This window comes from Micromonospora sp. NPDC005291, from assembly GCF_040607415.1.
GTDB lineage: Bacteria > Actinomycetota > Actinomycetes > Mycobacteriales > Micromonosporaceae > Micromonospora.
Genome location: NZ_JBEXGR010000028.1, coordinates 57,490 through 77,849, shown reverse-complemented (window position 1 = coordinate 77,849; position 20,360 = coordinate 57,490). Strand labels below are relative to the sequence as shown.

Below are 20,360 nucleotides of genomic sequence, written 5' to 3'. Positions count from 1 at the left end.
AACGGGGGAACGGCGTGCGGGGTGTGAGCACCTCGTCCGGGCGCATCAGAAATCAAGGGGGAAAGTCTTTGGGGGTCGGCGCCTTCGGCCGGGGGCGGCCTGTGGCGCCGGGGTCGGCGGCCTACGGGCGGAGGGCTCGTGGCGCCGGGTCCAGGTGTAACGACCGGGGGGCCGGGGATCATTCCGGGGGTGGCCCATCCGTCGGCACCCTCGTGGAGGCGGTGGCCGGGCGGTCGTTCGCGGTGGCTACAACGACCGGCCGGGGCCCGGCATTCCAAGCCCGAGCGGTCGGCGCTCCAACCCTGAAGCGCGGGGTGGCGGGCCGGTGGTACTGCGATCGTCAGGGTATGTAACGACCCCGGGCCCGCCATGATTCCAGGCCACGGGTGCGACCGGTCACAGCCCAGAGTCGCCCAGACCGGACGAACCGCCCGGACAGCCCAACGGTGGCGTTCGAGCCAACCATTCCGAGCATGATCCACTCCGGATCGCCGACGTGGCGGCATCCGGGTGGCGTCAAGGCCCAATATCGGCGATATGCAGTGGATCATGGATATCGGCGAGGGCAGCGCGGGCAAGGCCGGACAAAAGCCCCGCTTGACTCCCACCCACCCTCTCGTATGGGTTGCCAGGCGTGCGCCCGTCAGGCAGACACGTCGGCCAGACGGCCGGGCGACCAGGCGACCGGGCGACCAGGCGACCAGGGCGATCAGGGGTGGGTCCGGTGGGCCCGGTGGGCCCGGTGGGCCGGGTGAAGCCAGGCGGTGTGGTGGGACGGGACCGCCCTCACCCCGGGAGGCGGGACCGGACCTTCGCTGCGCAGGCGTCCAGGACGGTCTGTGCGTCCAGTCCCAGGCTCTCGATGGCCACCAAGGCCGTAAAGGCGACGTCGGCCAACTCCGCCGCGACGTCGTCGCGGGTGTGGGTGACGCCCTTGCGCGGATTCTGCCCGAGCAGACCGATCCAGGCGGCCGACGCCTCCCCCGCTTCCTCGGTCAGCTTCAGGATGCGGCAGGTAAGTTCCGTCTGCCCGGTGCCGTTCGCCGCGTCCAACCAACTGCGCGACAGCCGGGCCGCTTCCCAGATCGACTCGTCCACGGCGACCAGTCAACCCGACCACCCCACCGGCCCGCGCAACCGGGTACGGCGGTGCAATGCCAGCCCCCGACACGTGCAGGCGTCCGACACGTGCTGACCTCCGACAAGGTGCAGGCCTCCGGCACAAGCAGGCCTCCCACGTGCGGGCCGACACGTCCCAGCCCCGACAGGCGCCGCCGACGAGAAGCCGGCCGACGAGAAGGGTCGGCAGCACCCCCGGTCGGAGCAGCGGCTGTGGACAGACCCCGGGTCACCCGTCCAGGCGTACGGCCTGGTCTGATCGGCCAGACAGCCGTGCTTGACCGGCCGATCAGCGCAGCCATTGACACTGGTCTAAGGCGGTCCTAGGTTCAGGGCGCTACCGGCCCGTAGGCAACCGTCCCGCCTCGTCGCCCCCGGGCGACATCCGTCCGATGGGGAGCATCGATGCTGTCCGTACCCGTTCGTACCCTCCGCCGTCTGCTCGCCGCCACCGCGACGTTGACCCTTGCGGTCGGGCTGGTCGGCGCGGCGCCGGCCGGCGCCACCGGTCGCGACCCGAGGGGCGGCCAGCCGCTGCCCGGGTACACCATCGAGAATCCGCCCCTGGCTCCGCTGGTGGTGGGCGGCAAGCCGACGACGGTACGCCAGGGCGTGCACCGCCACGCCGGGTACATCATCGAGGTTCCGGCCCGGTGGAACGGTGACCTGGTGTTGTGGGCGCACGGCTACCGCGGCCAGGGCACGGTGCTTTCGCCGGAGGCGCCGGGCTTCGGATTGCGGCAGCGTCTGCTGGAGCAGGGGTACGCGTGGGCGTCGTCCTCGTACGACCGCAACGGCTTCGACATCCGTTCCGGGGTGCTGGGCACCAAGGATCTCGCCGACCACTTCGGGCGGACGGTCCGGCGGCCCCATCACACCTATCTCGCGGGGGTATCGATGGGTGGGTACGTCATCGGTCGTTCGCTGGAGCAGTATCCCGGCTACTACGACGGGGCGCTGCCGATGTGCGGGGTGCTCGGCGATCAGACCCTGCTCGACTTCTACCTGGACTACAACCTGGTCGCGCAGGCCCTCGGCGGGGTGCCGGCCTATCCCACGCCGGACGACTACCTGACCAACGCGGTGCCCCGCATCCAGGTGGCGCTCGGCCTGGCCGGGCTGACCCCCACGGGGCCGGACACCACCACCGACCGGGGCAAGCAGTTGCGGGCGATCACGGTGAACCGTTCGGGCGGGCCGCGGCCGGGTGCCGACGCGGCGTTCGCGGTGTGGAAGGACTTCCTCTTCTCGATCAGCGTGACCAGCGGCGGTGTCACCCCCGGGCAGCGGCCTGGTCAACTCTCCACCAATCTGTTCACCCGCTACACCCCGAACAGCCCGGTCAACGTCAACGCCACCGTGCAACGGGTCGCCCCGGAGAACGTCGTGCAGCGGCTCCTGCCGACGCTGACCGAGGTGCCACAGATCGCCGGTCGACCCACCGCGCCGGTGCTCAGCCTGCACGGCCTCGGTGACCTGTTCGTGCCGTTCAGCATGGAGCAGGCGTACGCCACCGACGTGGCGCGGCACGGTCGCAGCAAGCTGGTGGTCCAGCGGGCCATCCGGGCCACGCAGCACTGCGAGTTCACCCCGGCCGAGGCCGGCGCCGCCTGGGACGATCTGGTGTCCTGGGTACGCACCGGCAAGCGCCCGGCCGGCGACACCGTGACGGACCCGGCGGTGGTGGCCCGACCCGACTACGGCTGCCGGTTCAGCGACCGGGCCGCGTACGCCGCCGGCGTCGGCACCCGCCGCCTCTACGCCGCCTGCTGAGGTACCCGGACACGACGACACCGGCCGGCCCCCTGATCGAGGGCCGGCCGGTGGTCGGATGTGCGGGTGTCACCAGAGCTGCTGGACGACGTCCGCCGCCTGCTCCTCCCACTGCGCGTACGCGTACGGGAAGGCGGAGACCTGGACGGTCTGCGCGGCGGCGGTCAGCGGCAGATCCTCCCAGCCGCCCACGTTCTTCAGCGCGCTGAAGAACGCCGTGGCGGAGTACTCCGGGTCGGTGATCTGCTCGGGCGTACCCCAACCGGACGACGGGCGCTGCTGGAACAGGCCCTGCGAATCGTGGTCGTTGTACGCGCCGAGGTGGCCGAGGTTGTAGAGCTTCGACTCCTGCAGCGACGTGGCGACGCCGATCACCGCGCCACGGTCGCCGACGCCGGTCTTCTTGGCCACGTCGACGATTGCCCGCGCGTTGTCGAGCTGTGCGTCGTCGAGCGGGATGCGCGACTGGGCACCTTCGATGCCGTGCGGGATCAGTTCGGCGCGGCTCGGCTTGCCGGCCGGCGGCTTGCCGGTGGCGGAGCCGGTGGTCAGGCCGGACTCGACGGGCTGCTCCTCCTGACGTGCGGAGGTGGCGGCGTTGCCGGTGGCGAGGTCGATGGCGGCGACAGCGCCCTCGTGCGGCCCGGAGGTGACCGGGGCCGCGGCGGCAGTCGGTGCGAGCGCCAGGCCGCCGAGGGCGGCAACACCCACAACGCTCAGCGCGGTCTTGCGGTACGAATCCTTAGCGATGGCGGGGAGCCATCGAGTGAAGTCGACCTTCACGATGGTTGCCCTTTCGATCGTGCGGAGCGCTCCGGGGTGAACACTCCTCGGGAGATGACCGCGGAAAGGGTTTCGGCTCCGGCGGTACGGGGGACACAACCGGGTTCAGGTGTCGGGCATTCCGGAAATGCCGGTGCTCCGCCAAGGTGCGGTCCCGGTCACCCCCGGGAATCGGACAGTCGGCTCAGCCGGGCCGTCGGATCGACGCGTTTCCGCGCGGCGGACGGGCGTTGATCCACTCCATGTCGGCGATCTGGCGGTGTCGCGGCGCCCGGATGTCCCCGTATCCGGGGATGTGGAGTCGATCTCCCACCGACCCGAGCGAGCCGGCCCGGAACTGGACAATCGGGATGATCCGCCGTTACGTGACGTGCGGTGTGCCGTACCGGACGAGGACGTGCCAGAGCTGTTTGAGGTGCTGCAGGGTCTCCGCGGCCGAGCCCCGGTCCGCCCAGCGGGCCGGCTCGGTGGCCACCGACACCGCGCCCCGACCGATCAGGGCCGCGTCCACCGGATCACCCGGTCGGGCGAACTCCTGGTGCAGACGCTCGGCCAGCACCGGGATCGCTGGGCCCCGGAAATCCGGGTCGACCCGGTCGACCGCCAGCGCGAAGCCGGGGTGCCACCGCAGCGGGAAACCGTAGCGCTGAGCGACCAACGCCAGCGTCGCGCCGGTCTCGGTGCCGGCGAAGGACGGATCCACCACCAGTTCCTCGACGTCCTGTGCGAGGTCGAGGACGCCGTGGATCTGGGCCTCCACGTAGTCGTCCAGCGCGCGACCGGCGGTGGGCGCAGTGGTCGGCCCGGCGAGCAATGTCCGGACCAGGGTGGCGACGTCCATGCCGCTGCGCCCCAGGCATTCACCGGCGGCGGCGGTGCCGGTGAGGAGCCCGGCGAGCACCGCCTCGAAGGCATCGCCGGTGCCCACCGTACGCGGGCCGAGGTGGCTGTCGCCGAGGCAGAAGGTCGCCCGGGTCAGCACCTCCGGGCGCAGCCGCAGATGACAGGAGCCGAAACGGGGGCAGGCGCCGTCCGCGTGGTTGAGCAGGTTGATTCCGCCGTACGTGGGTCGCTGCTCCCGTGTCACCTCCGGCCGCTGGTACGCGCCGCCGAACATCCGTTGCTCCCAGCGGTCCCTATCGCCGCCGGGGTACGCGGTGAGCCCGCCGTTGGAGATCCCGGTGACGAACTGACTGCGGTACGCCCCGTCGTCGGCCAGTGCGGCGGCCACGGTCCGCCCGTCGACGCACAAACGGTCGGGGTGGAAGTTGACGGTGAGCCGGCCGAACCGGAGGACCTCGGTCAGCAACTGCTCCGGCCGGTGACCGACGCCAGCGATGGCGAGTTCCCGGGCAATGGCTGCGAGGGCGGCGGGACGCTCGGCCACGGCGAGCGACCGCACGTACGCCAGCGCCGCCATCTGCGCCGTGGGGAGAGCCTCGGCGCGCAGCCCGCCCGGCTCAGCGGTCGCCGTCACGTCCGAAGCCGTCCGTCCCGGCCCGCTCGTCGGGCGTACGCAACTCCTCGAAGACGGTGATCTGCAGGTCGGCGGGAGCGTCGAGGCGGGAGTTGAGGGACTGCCACGGCGTGGGCGTGGGGGGCGCGATCTCGCTCGCCCCGGCGGCGACCAGTCGGGCGGTGGTCGCCTGGGCGTCGTCCACCTCGAAGGCCACCCGGATGCGGGGCGCGACCTGTCGACCCACCTCCACCTCGTCGATCATGCGTTTCTGCGCCGGGTTGGCGATCTCCAGGGTGGCGCGTCCGGCATCCAGAATCATCACTTCCGCGTCCCCGTCGCCGCTGAACGCCGCCTCCTCGGGCAGGCCGAGCGCATCGCGGTAGAACGCGACGGCAGCCTCGTAGTCGGCGGCCTCCACCACGAGGCGCAGCTGACGGACAACGGGTACGGGCGAGTCGGCAACCATGGGCGGGATCCTAGCGTCGCGGCGGGACTAGGTTGAAAGCGTCCAGAGGGGAGCGCCCGTGGTGGAGGAAGCCAGCGGTGACTCGTACCTGCTGCACCCGGTCGGCCGGGTCGCCTCGCCGCTGACGGACGTGGCGGACGCGCCACGCCAGGGCGACGAGGGCGCGCCGACGGCCTGGCTGGTCTTCGACCCGCGGGTCGGCCGGGCCCTGCGCGACCTGCGGGTGGGCGCGGAGCTGCTGGTGCTGACCTGGTTGGACCGCGCCCGGCGCGATGTGCTGGCGGTGCACCCGCGCGGCGACGAGAGCCGGCCGGAAACAGGAGTGTTCAGCACCCGCTCCCCGCACCGGCCCAATCCGATCGGGCTGCACCGGGTGCGGGTCCTGGCGGTGGACGGGCTGCGCGTCGAGGTGGCCGACCTGGAAGCCCTCGACGGCACCCCGGTCCTGGACATCAAGCCGCTGCTGGGCGCGGCCGACGAACGCTGAGCCGTCGACCGCGCGCGAGCCGGCAGGGTTCAGTGGCCCCTCGCCAGCCACTCTTCCAGGTGCGGGGCCTCCGCCCCGATCGTGGTGTCGTCGCCGTGCCCGGTGTGCACGATCGTCTCCGCCGGCAGAGTGAGCAGGCGGGTACGGATCGACCTGACGATGGTGTCGAAGTCGCTGTACGAGCGGCCGGTCGCACCCGGACCGCCGGCGAAGAGCGTGTCGCCGGTGAACACCACGCTCAGGTCCGGGGCGTGGAAGCTGCACGCGCCGGGGCTGTGCCCGGGGGTGTGCAGCACCCGCAGCGTGGTGCCGGCCACCTCGATGCTCTGCCCGTCGTGCAGCTCGCCATGCGGCGGCAGGTGCGGGTGGACCATGTCCCAGAGGACCCGGTCGGCGGCGTGCAGCAGCACGGGCGCGCCGGTGGCCTCGGCCAGCTCGGGTGCCACCCGGACGTGGTCGTCGTGGGCGTGGGTCGCCAGGATCGCCTTGACCTGTCGGTCGCCCACCAGGGCGAGGATCGCGGCCACGTCGTGCGGGGCGTCCAGGACGACACACTCGCTGTCGTCGCCGATCACCCAGACGTTGTTGTCCACGTCGAACGTCTGCCCGTCCAGGGAGAACGTGCCGGCGGTGACAGCGCGGTCGACCCGGGCGGTCACGGGAACACCACCACCGAACGGAGCACGTCGCCGTGGTGCATCCGGTCGAACGCGTTCTCGACCTGGTCGAGGGCGATCTCCTCGGTGACGAACGCGTCCAGGTCGAGCCGGCCCTGCAGGTACAGCTCGGTGAGCATCGGGAAGTCCCGGCTGGGCAGGCAGTCGCCGTACCAGCTGGACTTGAGGGCGCCACCGCGCCCGAAGACGTCCAGCAGCGGCAGCTCGATCTGCATCTGCGGGGTCGGCACGCCGACCAGCACCACCGTGCCGGCCAGGTCGCGGGCGTAGAACGCCTGCTTCCAGGTCTCCGGTCGACCCACCGCGTCGATCACCACGTCGGCGCCGAAGCCACCGGTGGCGGCACGGATCGCCTCGACCGGGTCGGTCTCGGAGGCGTTCACGGTGTGCGTGGCGCCGAACTTGCGGGCCCACTCCAACTTACGGCTGTCGGTGTCCACCGCGACGATCGTCGTGGCGCCGGCCAGTGCCGCACCGGCGACCGCCGCGTCTCCGACGCCGCCGCAGCCGATCACCGCGACCGAGTCGCCGCGGGTGACGTTGCCGGTGTTCATGGCCGCGCCCAGCCCGGCCATCACGCCACAGCCGAGCAGCCCCACGGCGGCCGGTCGGGCGGCCGGGTCCACCTTCGTGCACTGGCCGGCGTGCACCAGGGTCTTTTCGGCGAACGCGCCGATGCCCAGCGCCGGAGCGAGCTCGGTGCCGTCGGTCAGGGTCATCCGCTGGGTGGCGTTGTGGGTGTTGAAGCAGTACCAGGGGCGACCTCGGCGGCAGGCGCGGCAGACCCCGCAGACCGCACGCCAGTTGAGCACCACGAAGTCACCCGGGGCCACGTCGGTGACGCCCTCACCGACCTGCTCGACGATGCCCGCCGCCTCGTGGCCGAGCAGGAACGGGTAGTCGTCGTTGATGCCGCCCTCGCGGTAGTGCAGGTCGGTGTGGCAGACGCCGCAGGACTGGATCCGGACAATCGCCTCACCAGGCCCGGGATCGGGCACCACGATGGTGGTGACCTCGACCGGCGCGCCCTTGCTGCGGGAGATGACTCCCCGGACTTCCTGGCTCACTTCGCCTCCTGCTGGTGGTCTGCGGCGGGGTCCGGTGCCGGGCAGGCGGGTGTGCCACGGGCTCGGCGGTGGGCCCCTGGCGAACCTACCGCGACCACCACGGCCGGCCCAGCCCACCCGGCGGTTATCGCGCCCCGCGTCGGGTACGCGGGCCGCATTCGACCACGGCCATCGGGAGTGACCATGAAGCTCGCGCACCTGCCGCTGAGGCTCAGCATCGGCGCGTACTTTCTCAACTCGGGTCTGGGCAAGCGGAATCTGGAGGGCGCCGCCGCGGAGGGCATGCACGGCATGGCGGTCGCCGCCATGCCGCAGTTCGGCCAACTGGAGCCGGCACGCTTCGCCAAGCTGTTGTCGTACTCGGAGATCGCGCTGGGGGCCGCGCTGCTCGCGCCGTTCGTCCCGGCGCCCCTGGTCGGGCTCGGTCTGACCGCGTTCGGCGCGGGCCTGGTGCAGCTGTACCTGAAGACGCCGGGGATGCGGGAGCCCGGTAGCGTACGCCCCACGCAGCAGGGCTCGGGGCTCGCCAAGGACGTCTGGCTGGTCGGGGCCGGGCTGACGCTGGTGTTGGAGGGGCTGACCCACGGTCGTCGGCACGGCTGACCCGGCGGGCGGCCTGAGGAGCTGCGTTGACGCAACGTCGTTCGGTGCGGCCGTTCTACCGGCCGATGAGGCCCCGTCGCCGCGACGAGCCGCACCGCGCGGCCACCCCGCTGGAACTCTTCTTCGACCTCTGTTTCGTGGTGGCGGTGGCGCAGGCGGCCAGCAGCCTGCACCACGACGTCGCCGAGGGCCACCTCGGCCACGCGGCGACCAGCTACGTCATGGTGTTCTTCGCGATCTGGTGGTCGTGGATGAACTTCACCTGGTTCGCCTCGGCCTACGACACCGACGACGACGTCTACCGGATCACCACCCTGGTGCAGATCTCGGGAGCGTTGATCCTGGCGGCCGGGGTGCCGCGCGCCTTCGCCGACGGCGATTTCACCGTCATCACCTACGGGTACGTGGTGATGCGTCTGGCTGCCGTCGTCCAGTGGAGCCGAGCAGCCGCCGGCGACCCGACGCACCGTGCGGCGGCGCGCCGCTACGCGATCGGCGTGACCGTCGTGCAGCTCGGCTGGCTGCTGCGGCTGTTGCTGCCCGCCGAGTGGGGTGTCGCGTCGTTCGTGCTGCTGGGGCTGGCCGACCTGCTGGTGCCGGCGGTGGCCGAACGCCCTGGCATGACCCCGTGGCACCCCCGGCACATCGCCGAGCGGTACGGGTTGTTCACCCTGATCGTGCTCGGCGAGACGGTCCTGGCCATCTCGGTCGCGATCCAGACCGGGCTCGACGCCGGGGAGCACGGCCTCTGGTCACTCGCGGCGGCCGGCGCGATCATCGTGTTCGCGCTCTGGTGGCTCTACTTCGACCGGCCGAACGAGGCGCCCGACCGGCTGCCGTACTCCCTGATCTGGGGCTACGGCCACTACCTGATCTTCGCCGCGGTCGCCGCGGTCGGCGCTGGCCTGGGCGTGTCGGTGGACCTCAGGCGGCACCTCGCGCACGTCTCCGGCATCACCGCCGGGTACGCGGTGGCCGTCCCGATCGCCGTCTTCCTGCTCGCGGTCTGGGTGCTGCACGTACGCCAGCAGCAGCACGGCGCGGTGGTCGTGGCCTTCCCGGTCGTCGCGCTGCTGGCGCTGCTCGCGCCGCTCGGCCCGGCCCCGGTCTACGTGCTCGCGGCGCTGTTGGTCGCCCTCGTGGTGGTGACCGGGATGTTGCGCCGCCGCGACGTCGGGCCGAGCGCGACGGCGGCTCGGGCCGACCCGGCCTGACTACGCGCCGCGCGGAGAGAAGTGACCGGGTGGCCGGTCACGCCACCTCACGGGCGGGATCGGCGGCGTCGGCGGCGGGGCGTTGCGCGGGCACGCCTGGGGCGGGCGACGCCGGGCGGGCGACGCCCCGGTTGAGGCCGGTGACGAGCAGTCGGTTGTACGAGGCCGGCAGGACCCGGGCCAGCAGATCGGGCACCTTCGCGGACCAGCCGATCAGCACCCGGCCCCGACGCCGCTCGACGCCGCGCAGGATCACCTCGGCGGCCCGTTCCGGCGCGATGGTGAGCAGCTTCTCGAACTGCGCCCGACCGGCGGTGTACTCCTCGATCGACACGCCGCTGCCGATCCTGGCGTTCTCGGTGATGCGGGTGCGGATCCCGCCGGGGTGCACCGAGGTCACCCCGATGCCGTCGTCGACCAGCTCGTGTCGCAGCGCCTCGGTGAGGCCGCGTACGGCGAACTTGCTCGCCGAGTAGGCGGTCTGCCCGGCCGGGGCGATCAGCCCGAACAGGCTGGAGACGTTGACCAGATGCGCACCCGGCTCTGCCTGGAGAGCGGGCAGCAGCGCGTGGGTCAGCTGCGCCACGGCCCGGAAGTTGATGTCGATCACCCAGCTGAACTCGTCGAACGTCACCTGGTCGAACCGACCGCCGAGGCCGACACCGGCGTTGTTCACCAGCAGCCGGATGCGCGGGTGCCGCTGGCCGATCTCCACGGCCACCCGGGCGGTGCCCGCCGCGTCGGCGAGGTCCACCACGTGGGTGTGCACCTGACAGTCTGGGTGGTCGGCGCGGATGGCGGCGACGACCCCGTCCAGCCGCTCGGCGTCGCGGTCCAGCAGGACCAGGTTGCTGCCCCGGCTGGCCAGCGCGTGCGCCAGCGCCGCACCGATGCCACTGGCCGCGCCGGTGACCACAGCCGTAGCGCCGACGAAGTCGAACCTCTGCACGATCGATGCTCCTCTCCTCGCGGTTACCGACGATCGAATGAGACGGAACGCTGAGGGCTGGCGGACGCGGCCACCTCGCCGGCGCGGGAGAACCGCACGCCCTCGTCGTTGAGCCGGCCGTGCCGCATCAGCAGCACGTCGCGGGGGTAGTTCTGGTGCAGCCGCCACGGGGCTCTCGCACCCTGCTTGGGCAGCGCGTCGACGGCACGAAGCACGTAGCCGGAACGCAGGTCGATGAGCGGCACCCGCTCGTCGTCGGGCGGCGGGAGCGGGGTGACGACCTGCTGGCCGGTGCGGTCCAGGTGGCACAGCAGCCGGCAGACGTAACCGGCGACCAGGTCGGCCTTGAGCGTCCACGAGGCGTTGGTGTAGCCGATGGTCAGGGCGAAGTTCGGCACGCCGGAGAGCATCATGCCCTTGTAGGCGACGGTGCTCGCGAGGTCGACGTCGGTGCCGTCCACGCGCAGCGTCAGGCCACCGAGGGCGAGCAGGTTGAGCCCGGTCGCGGTGACCACGATGTCGGCGGGCAACTCGTCGCCGGAGGTCAGTCGGACACCGTGCGCGGTGAACGTGTCGACGGTGTCGGTGACCACCGACGCGGTGCCCTGTTGCACGGCCGTGAACAGGTCACCGTCGGGTGCCACGCAGAGCCGCTGGTCCCACGGGTCGTAGCGGGGCGAGAAGTGCCGGTCGACGTCGTACCCCACCGGGAGTCGGCCACTCGCGGCCCGGCGCAGCATCCGCTTCACCAGGTTGGGCGCACGTCGGCTGAGCTGGAAGTTGACGGTGGACAGCAGCACGTTCTTCCAGCGCACCACCGGATACGCGGCCTTCGCCGGCAGCCAGCGCCGCAGCGCGTCGGCCAGGCGGTCGCGCGAGGGCAACGCCATGACGTACGTGGGTGAGCGCTGGAGCATCGTCACGTGGGCGGCCCGCTGCGCCATGGCCGGCACCAGGGTGACCGCGGTGGCGCCGCTGCCGATCACCACCACCCGCTTGCCGGTGTGGTCGAGGTCGTCGGGCCAGTGCTGCGGGTGCACCAGCCGCCCGGCGTACGCCTCGACACCCGGCAGGGGCGGGGTGTAGCCCTCGTCGTAGCGGTAGTAACCAGAGCACGCGAAGAGGAACGAGCAGGTCAGCACCACGGTCTCGGCGGTGTCGGTGCGCTGGGTGTGCACCGTCCAGCGGGCGCTGTCGCTGTGCCACTCGGCGTGCAGCACCCGGTGGCGGAAGCGGATGTGCGGCTGTACGTCGTACTCGCGGGCGGTTTCCCGCACGTACTCCCGGATGGCCGCGCCGTCGGCGATGGCCTTCGGGTCGGTCCACGGCTTGAAGGAGTAGCCGAGGGTGAACATGTCCGAGTCGGACCGGATGCCCGGGTAGCGGAACAGGTCCCAGGTGCCGCCGATGGCGTCGCGCGCCTCCAGCACCGCGAACGTCTTGTCCGGGCAGTCACGGCGCACATGGCAGGCAGCGCCGATGCCGGACAGGCCAGCACCGATGATGAGCACGTCGACGTGGTCGGAGGCCATCGGCGTTCCTCCATCCGGGGCGGTGGACGGACACTAACACCGCGACCGGATGGCCGGAAGCTACCGCGAGATCACTTCGCCGCCGTCGAGCTGGTCGGATGCTCGGATGCTCGGGTGAAGATCATGATCCAGTTGGTTTCCCAGGTCTGCTCGCCGTCGGTGGAGAACGCCTGCTCCCAGCGGGCGGTGGTCGCGCTGATGTCCGACCAGATGAACCGGCACCGAACCGGTCGCCCCTCGTGCTGGTCGTCCGCGTAGAAGCGGCCCACCCCGTCGACGAAGCGGCCCACCATCGGCGGCTGCTCCAGCACCCCGCTGTCGCTGTTCATCCAGTAGATCGACCACTCCTGCCGGGCCGGGTCGAAGATCCTGATCGTGGCACCGGCGGAACCCTTGGTCGGGAAGGTGATCTCGTCGAAGTGGCCGCCGCCGGCGAAGAAGCCGTGCGCGACCGACACCCCCGGAAACTCCTCCCACTCGTCGGAGCCGACCAGCCGCTTGCGCAGCCGCCGGTTCACGACGTTCCAGGTGCCCTTGAAAAAGTCGAAGTCGCCCATCAGTGGCCCACCGGACCTTCCGCTCGCGTGTCGCGCAGGTAACCGGCCAGGTCGGGGTGCTCCGGCACCAGCAGGTGCCGCACCCAGGCGGCCCGCTCGTGCTCCAGCACCGCCAACTCCCAGACACAGCCCACAGCGGGCCGGCGCAGTGCGACGAAGTGTGCCGGATCATCGTCGGGGCAGTCCAGTGCCGGCTGCCCGGCCACCGCCACGCGCACCTCCAGCGCGTTGTCCCACACCCAGGTGTACGCCAGCAGGTAGGCGCCGGTGTCCGCGCCCCGGTGCAGCACCACCCATCCGGCGGCCGGGGTGCCGTCGTCGGCGACGTCGGCCAGCAGCGCGGGCAGCAGGTCGTACGCCGCCTTCTCCACCTCCGGTTCGATCGGCCGATCCGGCTGGTCGATGTGGTAGCGCTTGAGCTGTCGACCGTCCACCATGATCGGTCCCGGCGTTCTCAGATCCTTGTCGCGAAAAGGCATGCCGGGACGGTACGACCGGTCCCCTGACAGCTAATGTCAGTGAAGTGCGGGCCAGTCGACTTCTCTCCGTCCTGCTGTTGCTCCAGTCGCACGGTCGGCTGACCGCCGCGCAGCTCGCCGAGCGGTTGGCCGTGTCCCCCCGCACCATCTATCGGGACGTGGACTCGCTGCACGCCGCCGGCATCCCGCTGTACGGAGAGGCCGGGCACGCCGGCGGCTACCAACTGGTCGACGGCTGGCGGACCCGACTGACCGGGCTGACCGCCGAGGAGGCCGACCGGCTCTTCCTGGCCGGGCTGCCCGGCCCCGCCGACGAGCTGGGTTACGGCGACGTGGTGGCCGCGCTGCAACTCAAGCTGCAGGCCGCGCTCCCCGCACCGCTGCGAGATCGGGCGACCCAGCTCCAGCAACGCTTCCACCTGGACACACCCGGCTGGTACGCGGACGGCGACGCCTCCCCCGAGTTGGCCCGGACGGCCGAGGCGGTCTGGCGGCAGCACCGCATCGAGGTGCGCTACCGCAGCTGGAGCGGCGAGGTGACCCGGGTGCTGGAGCCGTACGGCCTGGTGCTCAAGGGTGGCCGGTGGTACGTGGTGGCCGACCAGCCTGGCCGGGGCGCGCCGGCGACCTACCGGGTCAACCAGATCCTCGCGCTGACCCCGCTGACGCAGGAGTTCGACCGACCCGCCGACTTCGACCTGCCGGCCTGGTGGCGGGCGCACGTGGTCCAGTTCCGGGCTCGTCTGCACCGCGACGAGGCCACCGTTCGACTCTCCCCCGGCGGGCGGGAGCGGCTGCGGGAGATCGCCAGCGATCCGGTGGTGACCGCGGTGGACGCCAGTGCCGGGCCGCCGGACGCGCGGGGCTGGGTGACCGCGGTGCTGCCGATCGAGTCGCTCACCCATGCCCATGGTGATCTGCTGCGCCTCGGCGCCGACGTCGAGGTGCTGACTCCCGTCGCACTGCGCGACCGCCTGGCCGCCACGGCGGCCGGCCTCGCCGCGCTCTACGCCCCAGGCTGAGCCACTCCTGCCTCGCCACAGTGGAGGTCGGAGGGACATCGATTGTGGGCGTGGTGTGCCACCCTGGGACGGTCACCAGCAGGCACCGGAGGTGAGGGTCACGCTACGGCTACGCGCACTGGTCGCCGTCCCCGGCACCGGGCCGGTGACCCTCGACGTTCCCGCCGGCACACTCGCCGCCCTGGTGGCGCCGCCCCGCTTCGGCACCGCGGTCGCCCGGGTGCTGGCCGGGCTCGCCGCCCCGGTGACCGGGCGCATCCTGGTCGGTGACCGGGACGTCACCGCCCTGCCGCCGCCGCGCCGGCAGATCGGCTACGTGCCCGCCGGTGGCGCTCTGCTCCCCCAACTCACCGTGCGCCGCAACATCGAGTACGGCCAGCGCAAGCGCGAACGGGTGCACGAGGTGGCCGACGACTGGACGACCACGGTGGTCGACCGGCTCGAGTTGGTGCTCTCCCTCACCCTGCTACCGCACCAGATCTCCGCCGCCCAGCGGTTCCGGGTGGCGCTGGCCCGGGCGGCGGCCTGCCTGCCCGAGGTGCTCGTGGTCGACCTGCCGGCCGGTTCGGCGGGTGACAGCCGCCTCGGTGACCTGCTGCCTCGGCTCTCCCCACCGGACGCCCCCGGGGTGGCGGTGCTGGTCTGCACCGCCGATCCGGGCACCCTGGTCGAGATTCCGCTGCGACACGAGCTGGTCACCGAGCCGAGCGAGGCGACCCGATGACGACGAGCGCCCGACCGAGTCGGCGTACTTTGCTGCGCGCCGCCGCCGCGGGCGTCACCGCCCTGGCCGCCGGCTGCTCCGGCGGGACCCGGTCGGTGCAGGTCGTGGTGGTCTGGAGCACCAGCGAGTTGGACCGGTTCCGCCAGGTCGTCGCCGGCTACCCCGCCCCGGTGCAGGTGGTCAGCGCCGGCAACGACATCGACGCGTTCCTGCGGGCTCGGCACCTCGCCGGCACCAGCCCGGACGTGGCGATCCTGCCCCGCCCCGGCCTGGTCACCGAGTACGCCCAGCGGGGTTGGCTGAGCCCGGTGCGCCCGTCCGCCGAGTACGCCGTGCCCGACGAGCTGAGCAAGCTGCTGACCACCGAGGGCCAGCGCTACGGCGTCTGGGTGAAGGCGGCCCACAAGTCGCTGGTCTGGCACCTGCCGTCCAAGCTGCCCAACCCACCGACCAGCTGGGACGAGCTGGTCGAACGGACCCGGGAGCTCGGCGCGCTCGCTCGGCGCGACGGCGGCCCGGCGCCCCTCGCCCTCGGTGCGGCGGACGGCTGGGTGCTCACCGACTGGTTCGAGAACGTCCTGGCCGACGTGGCACCCGAGGGCTACACCACCCTCGCCAGGCCGGACGCGGACTGGCAGAGCAAACCGGTGCGCGATGCCCTGGACCGGCTCGCCGGGCTCTGGAGCGTCGACGGAGCGTTCCTCGGCGGCGGCCGTCGCGCCCTGCTCACCCAGTACGAGGAGTCGGTGATCCAGGTGGTGCACGCTCGACGGGCGGTGATGCTCGTCGGGGCGGACTTCACCGCTGACGTCGTCGGCCCGTTCCAGCGCGGCCCGGAGGTACCGGCCACGTTCCGGTTCCCGGGCGCCCAACCGGGCGGCGGCCCACTGATCGTCGGCGGGGACGCGGCCGTGGCGTTCACCGACGCCCGGGGCGGGGTCGAGCTGGTCGAATGGCTGACCAAGGCCGACTCGTTCCGGCCCTGGCTGCGCGCCGGCGGCTACCTCTCGCCCAACACCAACGTCTCGATCAACAGCTACACCGACAGCGTGGGCCAGCGTCTCGCCGAGGAGATGCGGGCTCCCGGCACGCTGCGTTTTGATCTCTCCGACCAGTTGCCCGGCGCGTTCACCGGCTCCGACGGCGTCGGCATCTGGCGGATCATGCAGGGCTTCTTCGCCGACGTCACCGACGGGGTCCGCGCCGGCGAGGCGATCCGCCGCGCCACCGGTCAGCTCGCCGCGGCGGCCCGCAGCGCGAGTGGCGGCCGATGAGCCGGGTCCAGGTCCTCGGCGAGCTGGCGGTGCTCGACGACGTCGGGCCTCCCCGGCGGGGCCGGGCCTATCCGGCGGCGGGGGCGACCTCGGCGCTGCTGCTGCCGGCTGCGGTGCTGCTCGGCGGGCTGGTGCTGTGGCCGGTACTCCGGACCATCCACGCCAGCGTCACCACCGACGGCCGCTGGGTCGGCGCCACGCACTTCCGGACCGCGCTCGACGCACCGGACACCGGCGCGGTGGTGGGCCGGACGGTCCTCTGGGCGTTGCTGGTGCCGGCGGTGGTGACGGCACTCGGTTATCTGCTCGCCGCCGCGTCCCGCCGCTCCCAGGAGGGCGGGCTGGTCCGATTGATCCTCCTGGTGCCGGTGGCGCTGCCGTTGGTCGTCACCGGGGTCACCTTCCGGCTGATGTACGACCCTGATCCGAGCCGTGGGCTGGCCACCCTGGTCGCGGCCCGGCTGACCGGCAGCTCGGCCGACGACGCGCCACAGCTGCTCGGGCCCGGGCTGGTCACCGTCGCGTTGATGTCGGCGTTCGTCTGGGCCTGGGTGGGATTGGCCGTGCTGGTCTTCCGGTCGGCGCTGGACGCGGTGCCGCCGAGTCTCGCCGACGCGGTCCGCGCCTACGGCGGCGGGCGCCGGCACGTGCTGTGGGATGCGCAGTGGCGGCCACTGCTGCTGCGAACGACCGCCGTGGTCTTCGCGTTGGTGGCGGTCGGCACCAGCCGCACGTTCGACCTCATCCTGGTGATGACCCCCGGCTCGGTCCGCGACGAGGCCTCCGTGCTCGCGCTGCGGATCTGGCAGACGTCAGGCGGCACCACCACCGGCGAGGGCGCCGCGCTCGGCGTGGTGTGGCTGGTGGCGGTCTTCGGCGGGATCATGGTGGCCGCGCTCTTCGTCCGGCAGTCCTGGCCGCCGCCGCGCCCCGAGGCAGCCCCGGAGCCCGGTCCCGTCGCCCCTCCCCGACGGCTGTTCCGGCTGCTCGCGGCCGGTGCCGCAATCGCGTGGCTGGTGCCGCTGGCGGTATTGGTCGCCACGTCGGCACATGGAAGGGTGGACGCCGCCGCGCACGGCTGGTGGTCGGCACCGCCGGATGTCGAGTCCTACCGCGACATGGTCACCGGCACCGAGCTGTGGCGGACGCTGGGCTTCACGCTGCTCCTGGCCACCGCGGTGACCGCCACGGTGCTGGTGATCGCGCTGCTGGCCGCGTACCCGCTGGCTTGGTTGACCGGGCCGGCCGCGCAGGCCACCGGGCTGCTGCTGCTGGCGGCCAGCGTCGTACCGGTCCAGGTCATCGCCGGGCCGGTCAACGAGGTGCTGGGCCTGGTGCTCTCCTCCGGTACGGCCCAGGGCCTGGCCCTGGTGCACGTCGCGTTGGGCGTGCCGTTCGCGGTGCTGGTGCTGCGCAACGCGTTCGCCGACCTGCCCGTCGAGCAGGTGCGAGACGCCCGGCTGGGCGGGCGCCGGTGGTGGCACACCCTGCGCCGGTTGGCCCGGCACAACCTGTCCGCGGTGGTGGCGGTCTCCGTGTTGGAGTTCGTTCAGGTCTGGAACGACCTGGTGGTGGGCCGGCTGTTCAGCGGGCCGGAGGCGTCGCCGCTCGGGCCGTTTTTGGCCGAGCAGACCCGCAGCTTCGTGAGCAACAGTGGCGCGCTGGCCGCCAGCTCGGTGCTCGCCTCCGTGCTGCCGGTGGTGCTCGTCGTGCTCTCACGGCGGCACCTGGTCGCCGGGCTCGTCTCCGGGGGCGTCCGGTGACCGGGCCGGGCCGCGCCAGCCGCAGCCCGCGCTGGCCGGCGCTGGTCGGGATCGGCGGATTGGTGGGCGGCGTCCTCGCCAACCTGGCCAGCAACCTGGCCAGCAACCTGCTCTCCGAGCTGGCGGCGAGCGTGCTCGGGCCGGCGAGCATCGCCCTTGCCGTCGTCGGCGGCCTCGGCTTCGTCGGCTACGTGGTGTACGAGGTGCGCCGCCGCCGGGCCGGCCGGGAGGTCGACCCCGAACCAACGGATGTGCTCACCACGCCGACCACCGGGGCGCCGACCCTGCCCTACACGGCCGAGTTCACCGGTCGCGGTGAGCACGTCGAGGCGGTCCTCGGGCTGCTCGCCCGGGAGCACGCGGTGGCGGTCCTGGGCCGGCGCGCGGTGGGCACCTCCGCCTGCGCCGTGCAGGCCGCCAACCGGTGCCGGGAGGACTTCCCGGACGGGCAGTACTACCTGGACCTGCGGCGGCGGGGCCGACCCCGCTCGGCCCGGCAGGTGCTCACCGCGCTGGCCCGGATCCTGGGCACCGCGCCGCCGGCGTCCGGCCGGCCGGATGCGCTCGCCGCCGCCGCCGACGCGTTGCGCGGTCAGCTCGACGGTCGCAGGATTCTGCTGGTACTCGACAACGTCGACCGGCCCGACCAGGTCCGACCGCTGTTGCCGCCCACCGCACGCACCTGCCGCCTGCTGCTCGCCGGAGGCCCGGCGCTGGTCGGCCTGGACGGTGTGGTCGCGCACTGGATCGCCGAACCGGGCACGTCCGAGGCGGTGGAGCTGTTCGCGACCGCGGGCGGGGCCGCGCCCGCCGCCCGGGTCCGCCGTGCCGACCCGCGCACCGACCCGGCGGTACGCGAGATCGTCGACCTCTGCGGGCGGCAGCCGCGTACCGTCCGCGCGCTCGGTTACCGCACCGCGCAGCACGGCTGGCGGCACTCCGACGTGCTGGACGCGCTGCGCCGCGCGGTGCAGACGCCACCGCACCAGCGGCTCGCCATCTCGCCAGCGGCCCGTCTGGTCACCGAACGGGACATCGCCTACTGGGCGTTGACCCGCCAGGCCCGACGGTTGTACAGGGTGATGTCGCTGGTCCCCGCTCCCGTGGACCGGCCGACCATCGCCGCGCTCGCCGGGCGGCACCTCGACCTGGTAACCGCGCTGCTCGACCAGTTGGCCGCCGCGGCGTTCGTGGTGGGCGCGCCCGGCGACCGGTACGAGGTCCGACCGCTGCTCGCCGGCAGTGCCCGACTGCATCTGCGGGACGCGGATCCGGCCCGGGCCCGGGTCGCCGCACAGGCCCGGTTGACGCGGCACCTGGCCCGCCGGGCGGAACGGCACGCGGCCAACCTGGCCGTGCTCGGATCCCCACCGGACCGGGAGTGGTCGCTGCCACTGGACGACGATCCGTACGCCTGGTTCGACCTGCACCAGGAGCTGCTGCTGGCGGTGGTGCGGGTCCCGGCAGGCGCGGCCGAGACCCTGCCCCGCCGGGTACGCCGGTGGTGGTTCCGGCTGGCGGTGGCACTGTGCGGATGGCTGGCGTACGTCGAGCGGCTCGACGAGTGGGAGCAGGTCTGCCGTACCGTGCTGGCCACTCCGACCGCCGACGACCGACCGGAGATCGCCGGGTGGGCGCACAACGAGCTGGGTGTTCTTCGCCGGCGCCGGCACGACCCGCAGGGCGCGGCGGCCGCGCTCACCCTCGCGGTGAACGAACGCGGGCGCGGAGGCACCGCCCAGGCTCGGTTGAACCTCGGCCTGGCCCTGCTCGATCTGGGGCAGCTCGACGACGCGGTGGAGCACCTCGAGATGTCCCGGCGGCACCGCTCCGGGGCCGACCGCGCCGGGCACGCCCTCACCGACCTGGGCCTCGGCGCGGCGCAGCTGGCCCGGGGCGAGCTGGACACCGCGCACCACCACCTGGTGCGGGCGGCGAACACCTTCCGGTCGGTGGGTGACCCGCGCGGGTACGCGGCGGCGCTGACCAACCTGGTGCTGGTTCACGCGGCGCTCGGCGAGCACCTGGACGCCGCACAGGCGTGGCGGGCCTCCCTTCGCGAGTACGAGTCGATCAACGACCCGACCAGCCGGGCGACGGCACTGCTCAACGCCGGGGCGACACTGCTGAGCAGCACTCCCGGTCAGGCGCGTACGGCGTACGAGCTGCTGGCCGAGAGCCGCCGACTGCGCGAGGAGACACGGCCCACCGCGGGGTTGGCGCGTACCCTGCTCTACCTGGGTGACGCTTCCGCCGCGCTGGGCGACCGAGCCGACGCACGGCGGCACTGGGCGGACGCGGCGGCGGTGGCCGAGGAGGTCGCCGACAATCAGGCGCTTCACGCCGCCGATGCCCGACTTGAGGACAACGCCACCGACCGCGTGACGTAGGTCGCGCAGGTTGGCCGCTGGC

Annotated in this window: 19 protein-coding genes; 9 read left to right on the top strand and 10 right to left on the bottom strand. The window is 72.7% G+C overall.

Features of this window, described 5'->3' with window-relative positions:
* Window positions 1-786 precede the first annotated feature (786 nt).
* On the bottom strand, window positions 787-1,098 hold the full coding sequence (locus tag ABZT18_RS28360; protein ID WP_354995849.1) for a MazG-like family protein: 312 nt from the start codon (window positions 1,096-1,098) through the stop codon (window positions 787-789).
* A gap of 426 nt (window positions 1,099-1,524) precedes the next feature.
* Between ABZT18_RS28360 and ABZT18_RS28355 the strand changes: the two genes are divergently transcribed.
* Complete coding sequence (locus ABZT18_RS28355; protein WP_354995850.1) at window positions 1,525-2,892, top strand: hypothetical protein; 1,368 nt, start codon at window positions 1,525-1,527, stop codon at window positions 2,890-2,892.
* Between the two features lie 69 nt (window positions 2,893-2,961).
* Here ABZT18_RS28355 and ABZT18_RS28350 read toward each other — a convergent pair whose 3' ends face one another.
* The 3 genes from ABZT18_RS28350 to ABZT18_RS28340 all read right to left on the bottom strand — a co-directional run bounded on the left by ABZT18_RS28350 (window position 2,962) and on the right by ABZT18_RS28340 (window position 5,600).
* Window positions 2,962-3,675, bottom strand: coding sequence for a hypothetical protein (locus ABZT18_RS28350; RefSeq protein WP_354995851.1), 714 nt, complete (start codon window positions 3,673-3,675; stop codon window positions 2,962-2,964).
* 361 nt (window positions 3,676-4,036) lie between these two features.
* Window positions 4,037-5,152, bottom strand: a complete 1,116-nt coding sequence (locus tag ABZT18_RS28345; protein ID WP_354995852.1) for a DUF3626 domain-containing protein — start codon at window positions 5,150-5,152, stop codon at window positions 4,037-4,039.
* On the bottom strand, window positions 5,136-5,600 hold the full coding sequence (locus ABZT18_RS28340) for a VOC family protein (protein WP_354995853.1): 465 nt from the start codon (window positions 5,598-5,600) through the stop codon (window positions 5,136-5,138). Before ABZT18_RS28340 ends, ABZT18_RS28345 begins: the two co-directional genes overlap by 17 nt.
* A gap of 58 nt (window positions 5,601-5,658) precedes the next feature.
* Between ABZT18_RS28340 and tsaA the strand changes: the two genes are divergently transcribed.
* Window positions 5,659-6,087, top strand: a complete 429-nt coding sequence (gene tsaA, locus ABZT18_RS28335) for a tRNA (N6-threonylcarbamoyladenosine(37)-N6)-methyltransferase TrmO (RefSeq protein WP_354995854.1) — start codon at window positions 5,659-5,661, stop codon at window positions 6,085-6,087.
* 29 nt (window positions 6,088-6,116) lie between these two features.
* Here the strand turns inward: tsaA and ABZT18_RS28330 are convergent, their stop codons facing one another.
* Both ABZT18_RS28330 and ABZT18_RS28325 read right to left on the bottom strand, forming a co-directional pair.
* Window positions 6,117-6,746: an MBL fold metallo-hydrolase gene (locus tag ABZT18_RS28330; RefSeq protein WP_354995855.1), complete on the bottom strand. Its 630-nt coding sequence runs from the start codon at window positions 6,744-6,746 to the stop codon at window positions 6,117-6,119.
* On the bottom strand, window positions 6,743-7,831 hold the full coding sequence (locus ABZT18_RS28325; protein ID WP_354995856.1) for an S-(hydroxymethyl)mycothiol dehydrogenase: 1,089 nt from the start codon (window positions 7,829-7,831) through the stop codon (window positions 6,743-6,745). The genes ABZT18_RS28330 and ABZT18_RS28325 overlap by 4 nt, the downstream gene beginning before the upstream one ends.
* 183 nt (window positions 7,832-8,014) lie before the next feature.
* Here ABZT18_RS28325 and ABZT18_RS28320 point away from each other — a divergent pair, with 183 nt between their 5' ends.
* Both ABZT18_RS28320 and ABZT18_RS28315 read left to right on the top strand, forming a co-directional pair.
* Window positions 8,015-8,434 (top strand): hypothetical protein, encoded by a 420-nt coding sequence (locus ABZT18_RS28320; protein ID WP_354995857.1) that lies wholly within the window; start codon window positions 8,015-8,017, stop codon window positions 8,432-8,434.
* A 26-nt stretch (window positions 8,435-8,460) separates the two neighbouring features.
* On the top strand, window positions 8,461-9,648 hold the full coding sequence (locus ABZT18_RS28315) for a low temperature requirement protein A (protein ID WP_354995858.1): 1,188 nt from the start codon (window positions 8,461-8,463) through the stop codon (window positions 9,646-9,648).
* Between the two features lie 37 nt (window positions 9,649-9,685).
* Here the strand turns inward: ABZT18_RS28315 and ABZT18_RS28310 are convergent, their stop codons facing one another.
* From ABZT18_RS28310 to ABZT18_RS28295, 4 genes are all read right to left on the bottom strand, one after another.
* Window positions 9,686-10,597, bottom strand: a complete 912-nt coding sequence (locus ABZT18_RS28310) for an SDR family NAD(P)-dependent oxidoreductase (RefSeq protein ID WP_354995859.1) — start codon at window positions 10,595-10,597, stop codon at window positions 9,686-9,688.
* Window positions 10,598-10,620: 23 nt separating this feature from the next.
* A complete protein-coding gene (locus ABZT18_RS28305; protein WP_354995860.1) occupies window positions 10,621-12,129 on the bottom strand; it encodes an NAD(P)/FAD-dependent oxidoreductase in 1,509 nt (502 codons plus the stop codon).
* A gap of 71 nt (window positions 12,130-12,200) precedes the next feature.
* Complete coding sequence (locus ABZT18_RS28300; RefSeq protein ID WP_354995861.1) at window positions 12,201-12,686, bottom strand: hypothetical protein; 486 nt, start codon at window positions 12,684-12,686, stop codon at window positions 12,201-12,203.
* Complete coding sequence (locus ABZT18_RS28295) at window positions 12,686-13,165, bottom strand: hypothetical protein (RefSeq protein WP_354995862.1); 480 nt, start codon at window positions 13,163-13,165, stop codon at window positions 12,686-12,688. The genes ABZT18_RS28300 and ABZT18_RS28295 overlap by 1 nt, the downstream gene beginning before the upstream one ends.
* A 44-nt stretch (window positions 13,166-13,209) precedes the next feature.
* Here ABZT18_RS28295 and ABZT18_RS28290 point away from each other — a divergent pair, with 44 nt between their 5' ends.
* The 5 genes from ABZT18_RS28290 to ABZT18_RS28270 all read left to right on the top strand — a co-directional run bounded on the left by ABZT18_RS28290 (window position 13,210) and on the right by ABZT18_RS28270 (window position 20,338).
* Complete coding sequence (locus ABZT18_RS28290) at window positions 13,210-14,187, top strand: WYL domain-containing protein (protein ID WP_354995863.1); 978 nt, start codon at window positions 13,210-13,212, stop codon at window positions 14,185-14,187.
* A 91-nt stretch (window positions 14,188-14,278) separates the two neighbouring features.
* The gene (locus ABZT18_RS28285) at window positions 14,279-14,911 is read left to right on the top strand and encodes an ATP-binding cassette domain-containing protein (protein WP_354995864.1); all 633 of its coding nucleotides are present in this window, start codon (window positions 14,279-14,281) and stop codon (window positions 14,909-14,911) included.
* Entirely contained in the window at window positions 14,908-16,185 is a 1,278-nt protein-coding gene (locus tag ABZT18_RS28280; protein WP_354995865.1) for an extracellular solute-binding protein, read from the top strand. The genes ABZT18_RS28285 and ABZT18_RS28280 overlap by 4 nt, the downstream gene beginning before the upstream one ends.
* Window positions 16,182-17,948 (top strand): hypothetical protein, encoded by a 1,767-nt coding sequence (locus ABZT18_RS28275; protein WP_354995866.1) that lies wholly within the window; start codon window positions 16,182-16,184, stop codon window positions 17,946-17,948. The genes ABZT18_RS28280 and ABZT18_RS28275 overlap by 4 nt, the downstream gene beginning before the upstream one ends.
* On the top strand, window positions 17,945-20,338 hold the full coding sequence (locus tag ABZT18_RS28270; protein WP_354995867.1) for a tetratricopeptide repeat protein: 2,394 nt from the start codon (window positions 17,945-17,947) through the stop codon (window positions 20,336-20,338). The genes ABZT18_RS28275 and ABZT18_RS28270 overlap by 4 nt, the downstream gene beginning before the upstream one ends.
* Window positions 20,339-20,360: the final 22 nt, after the last annotated feature.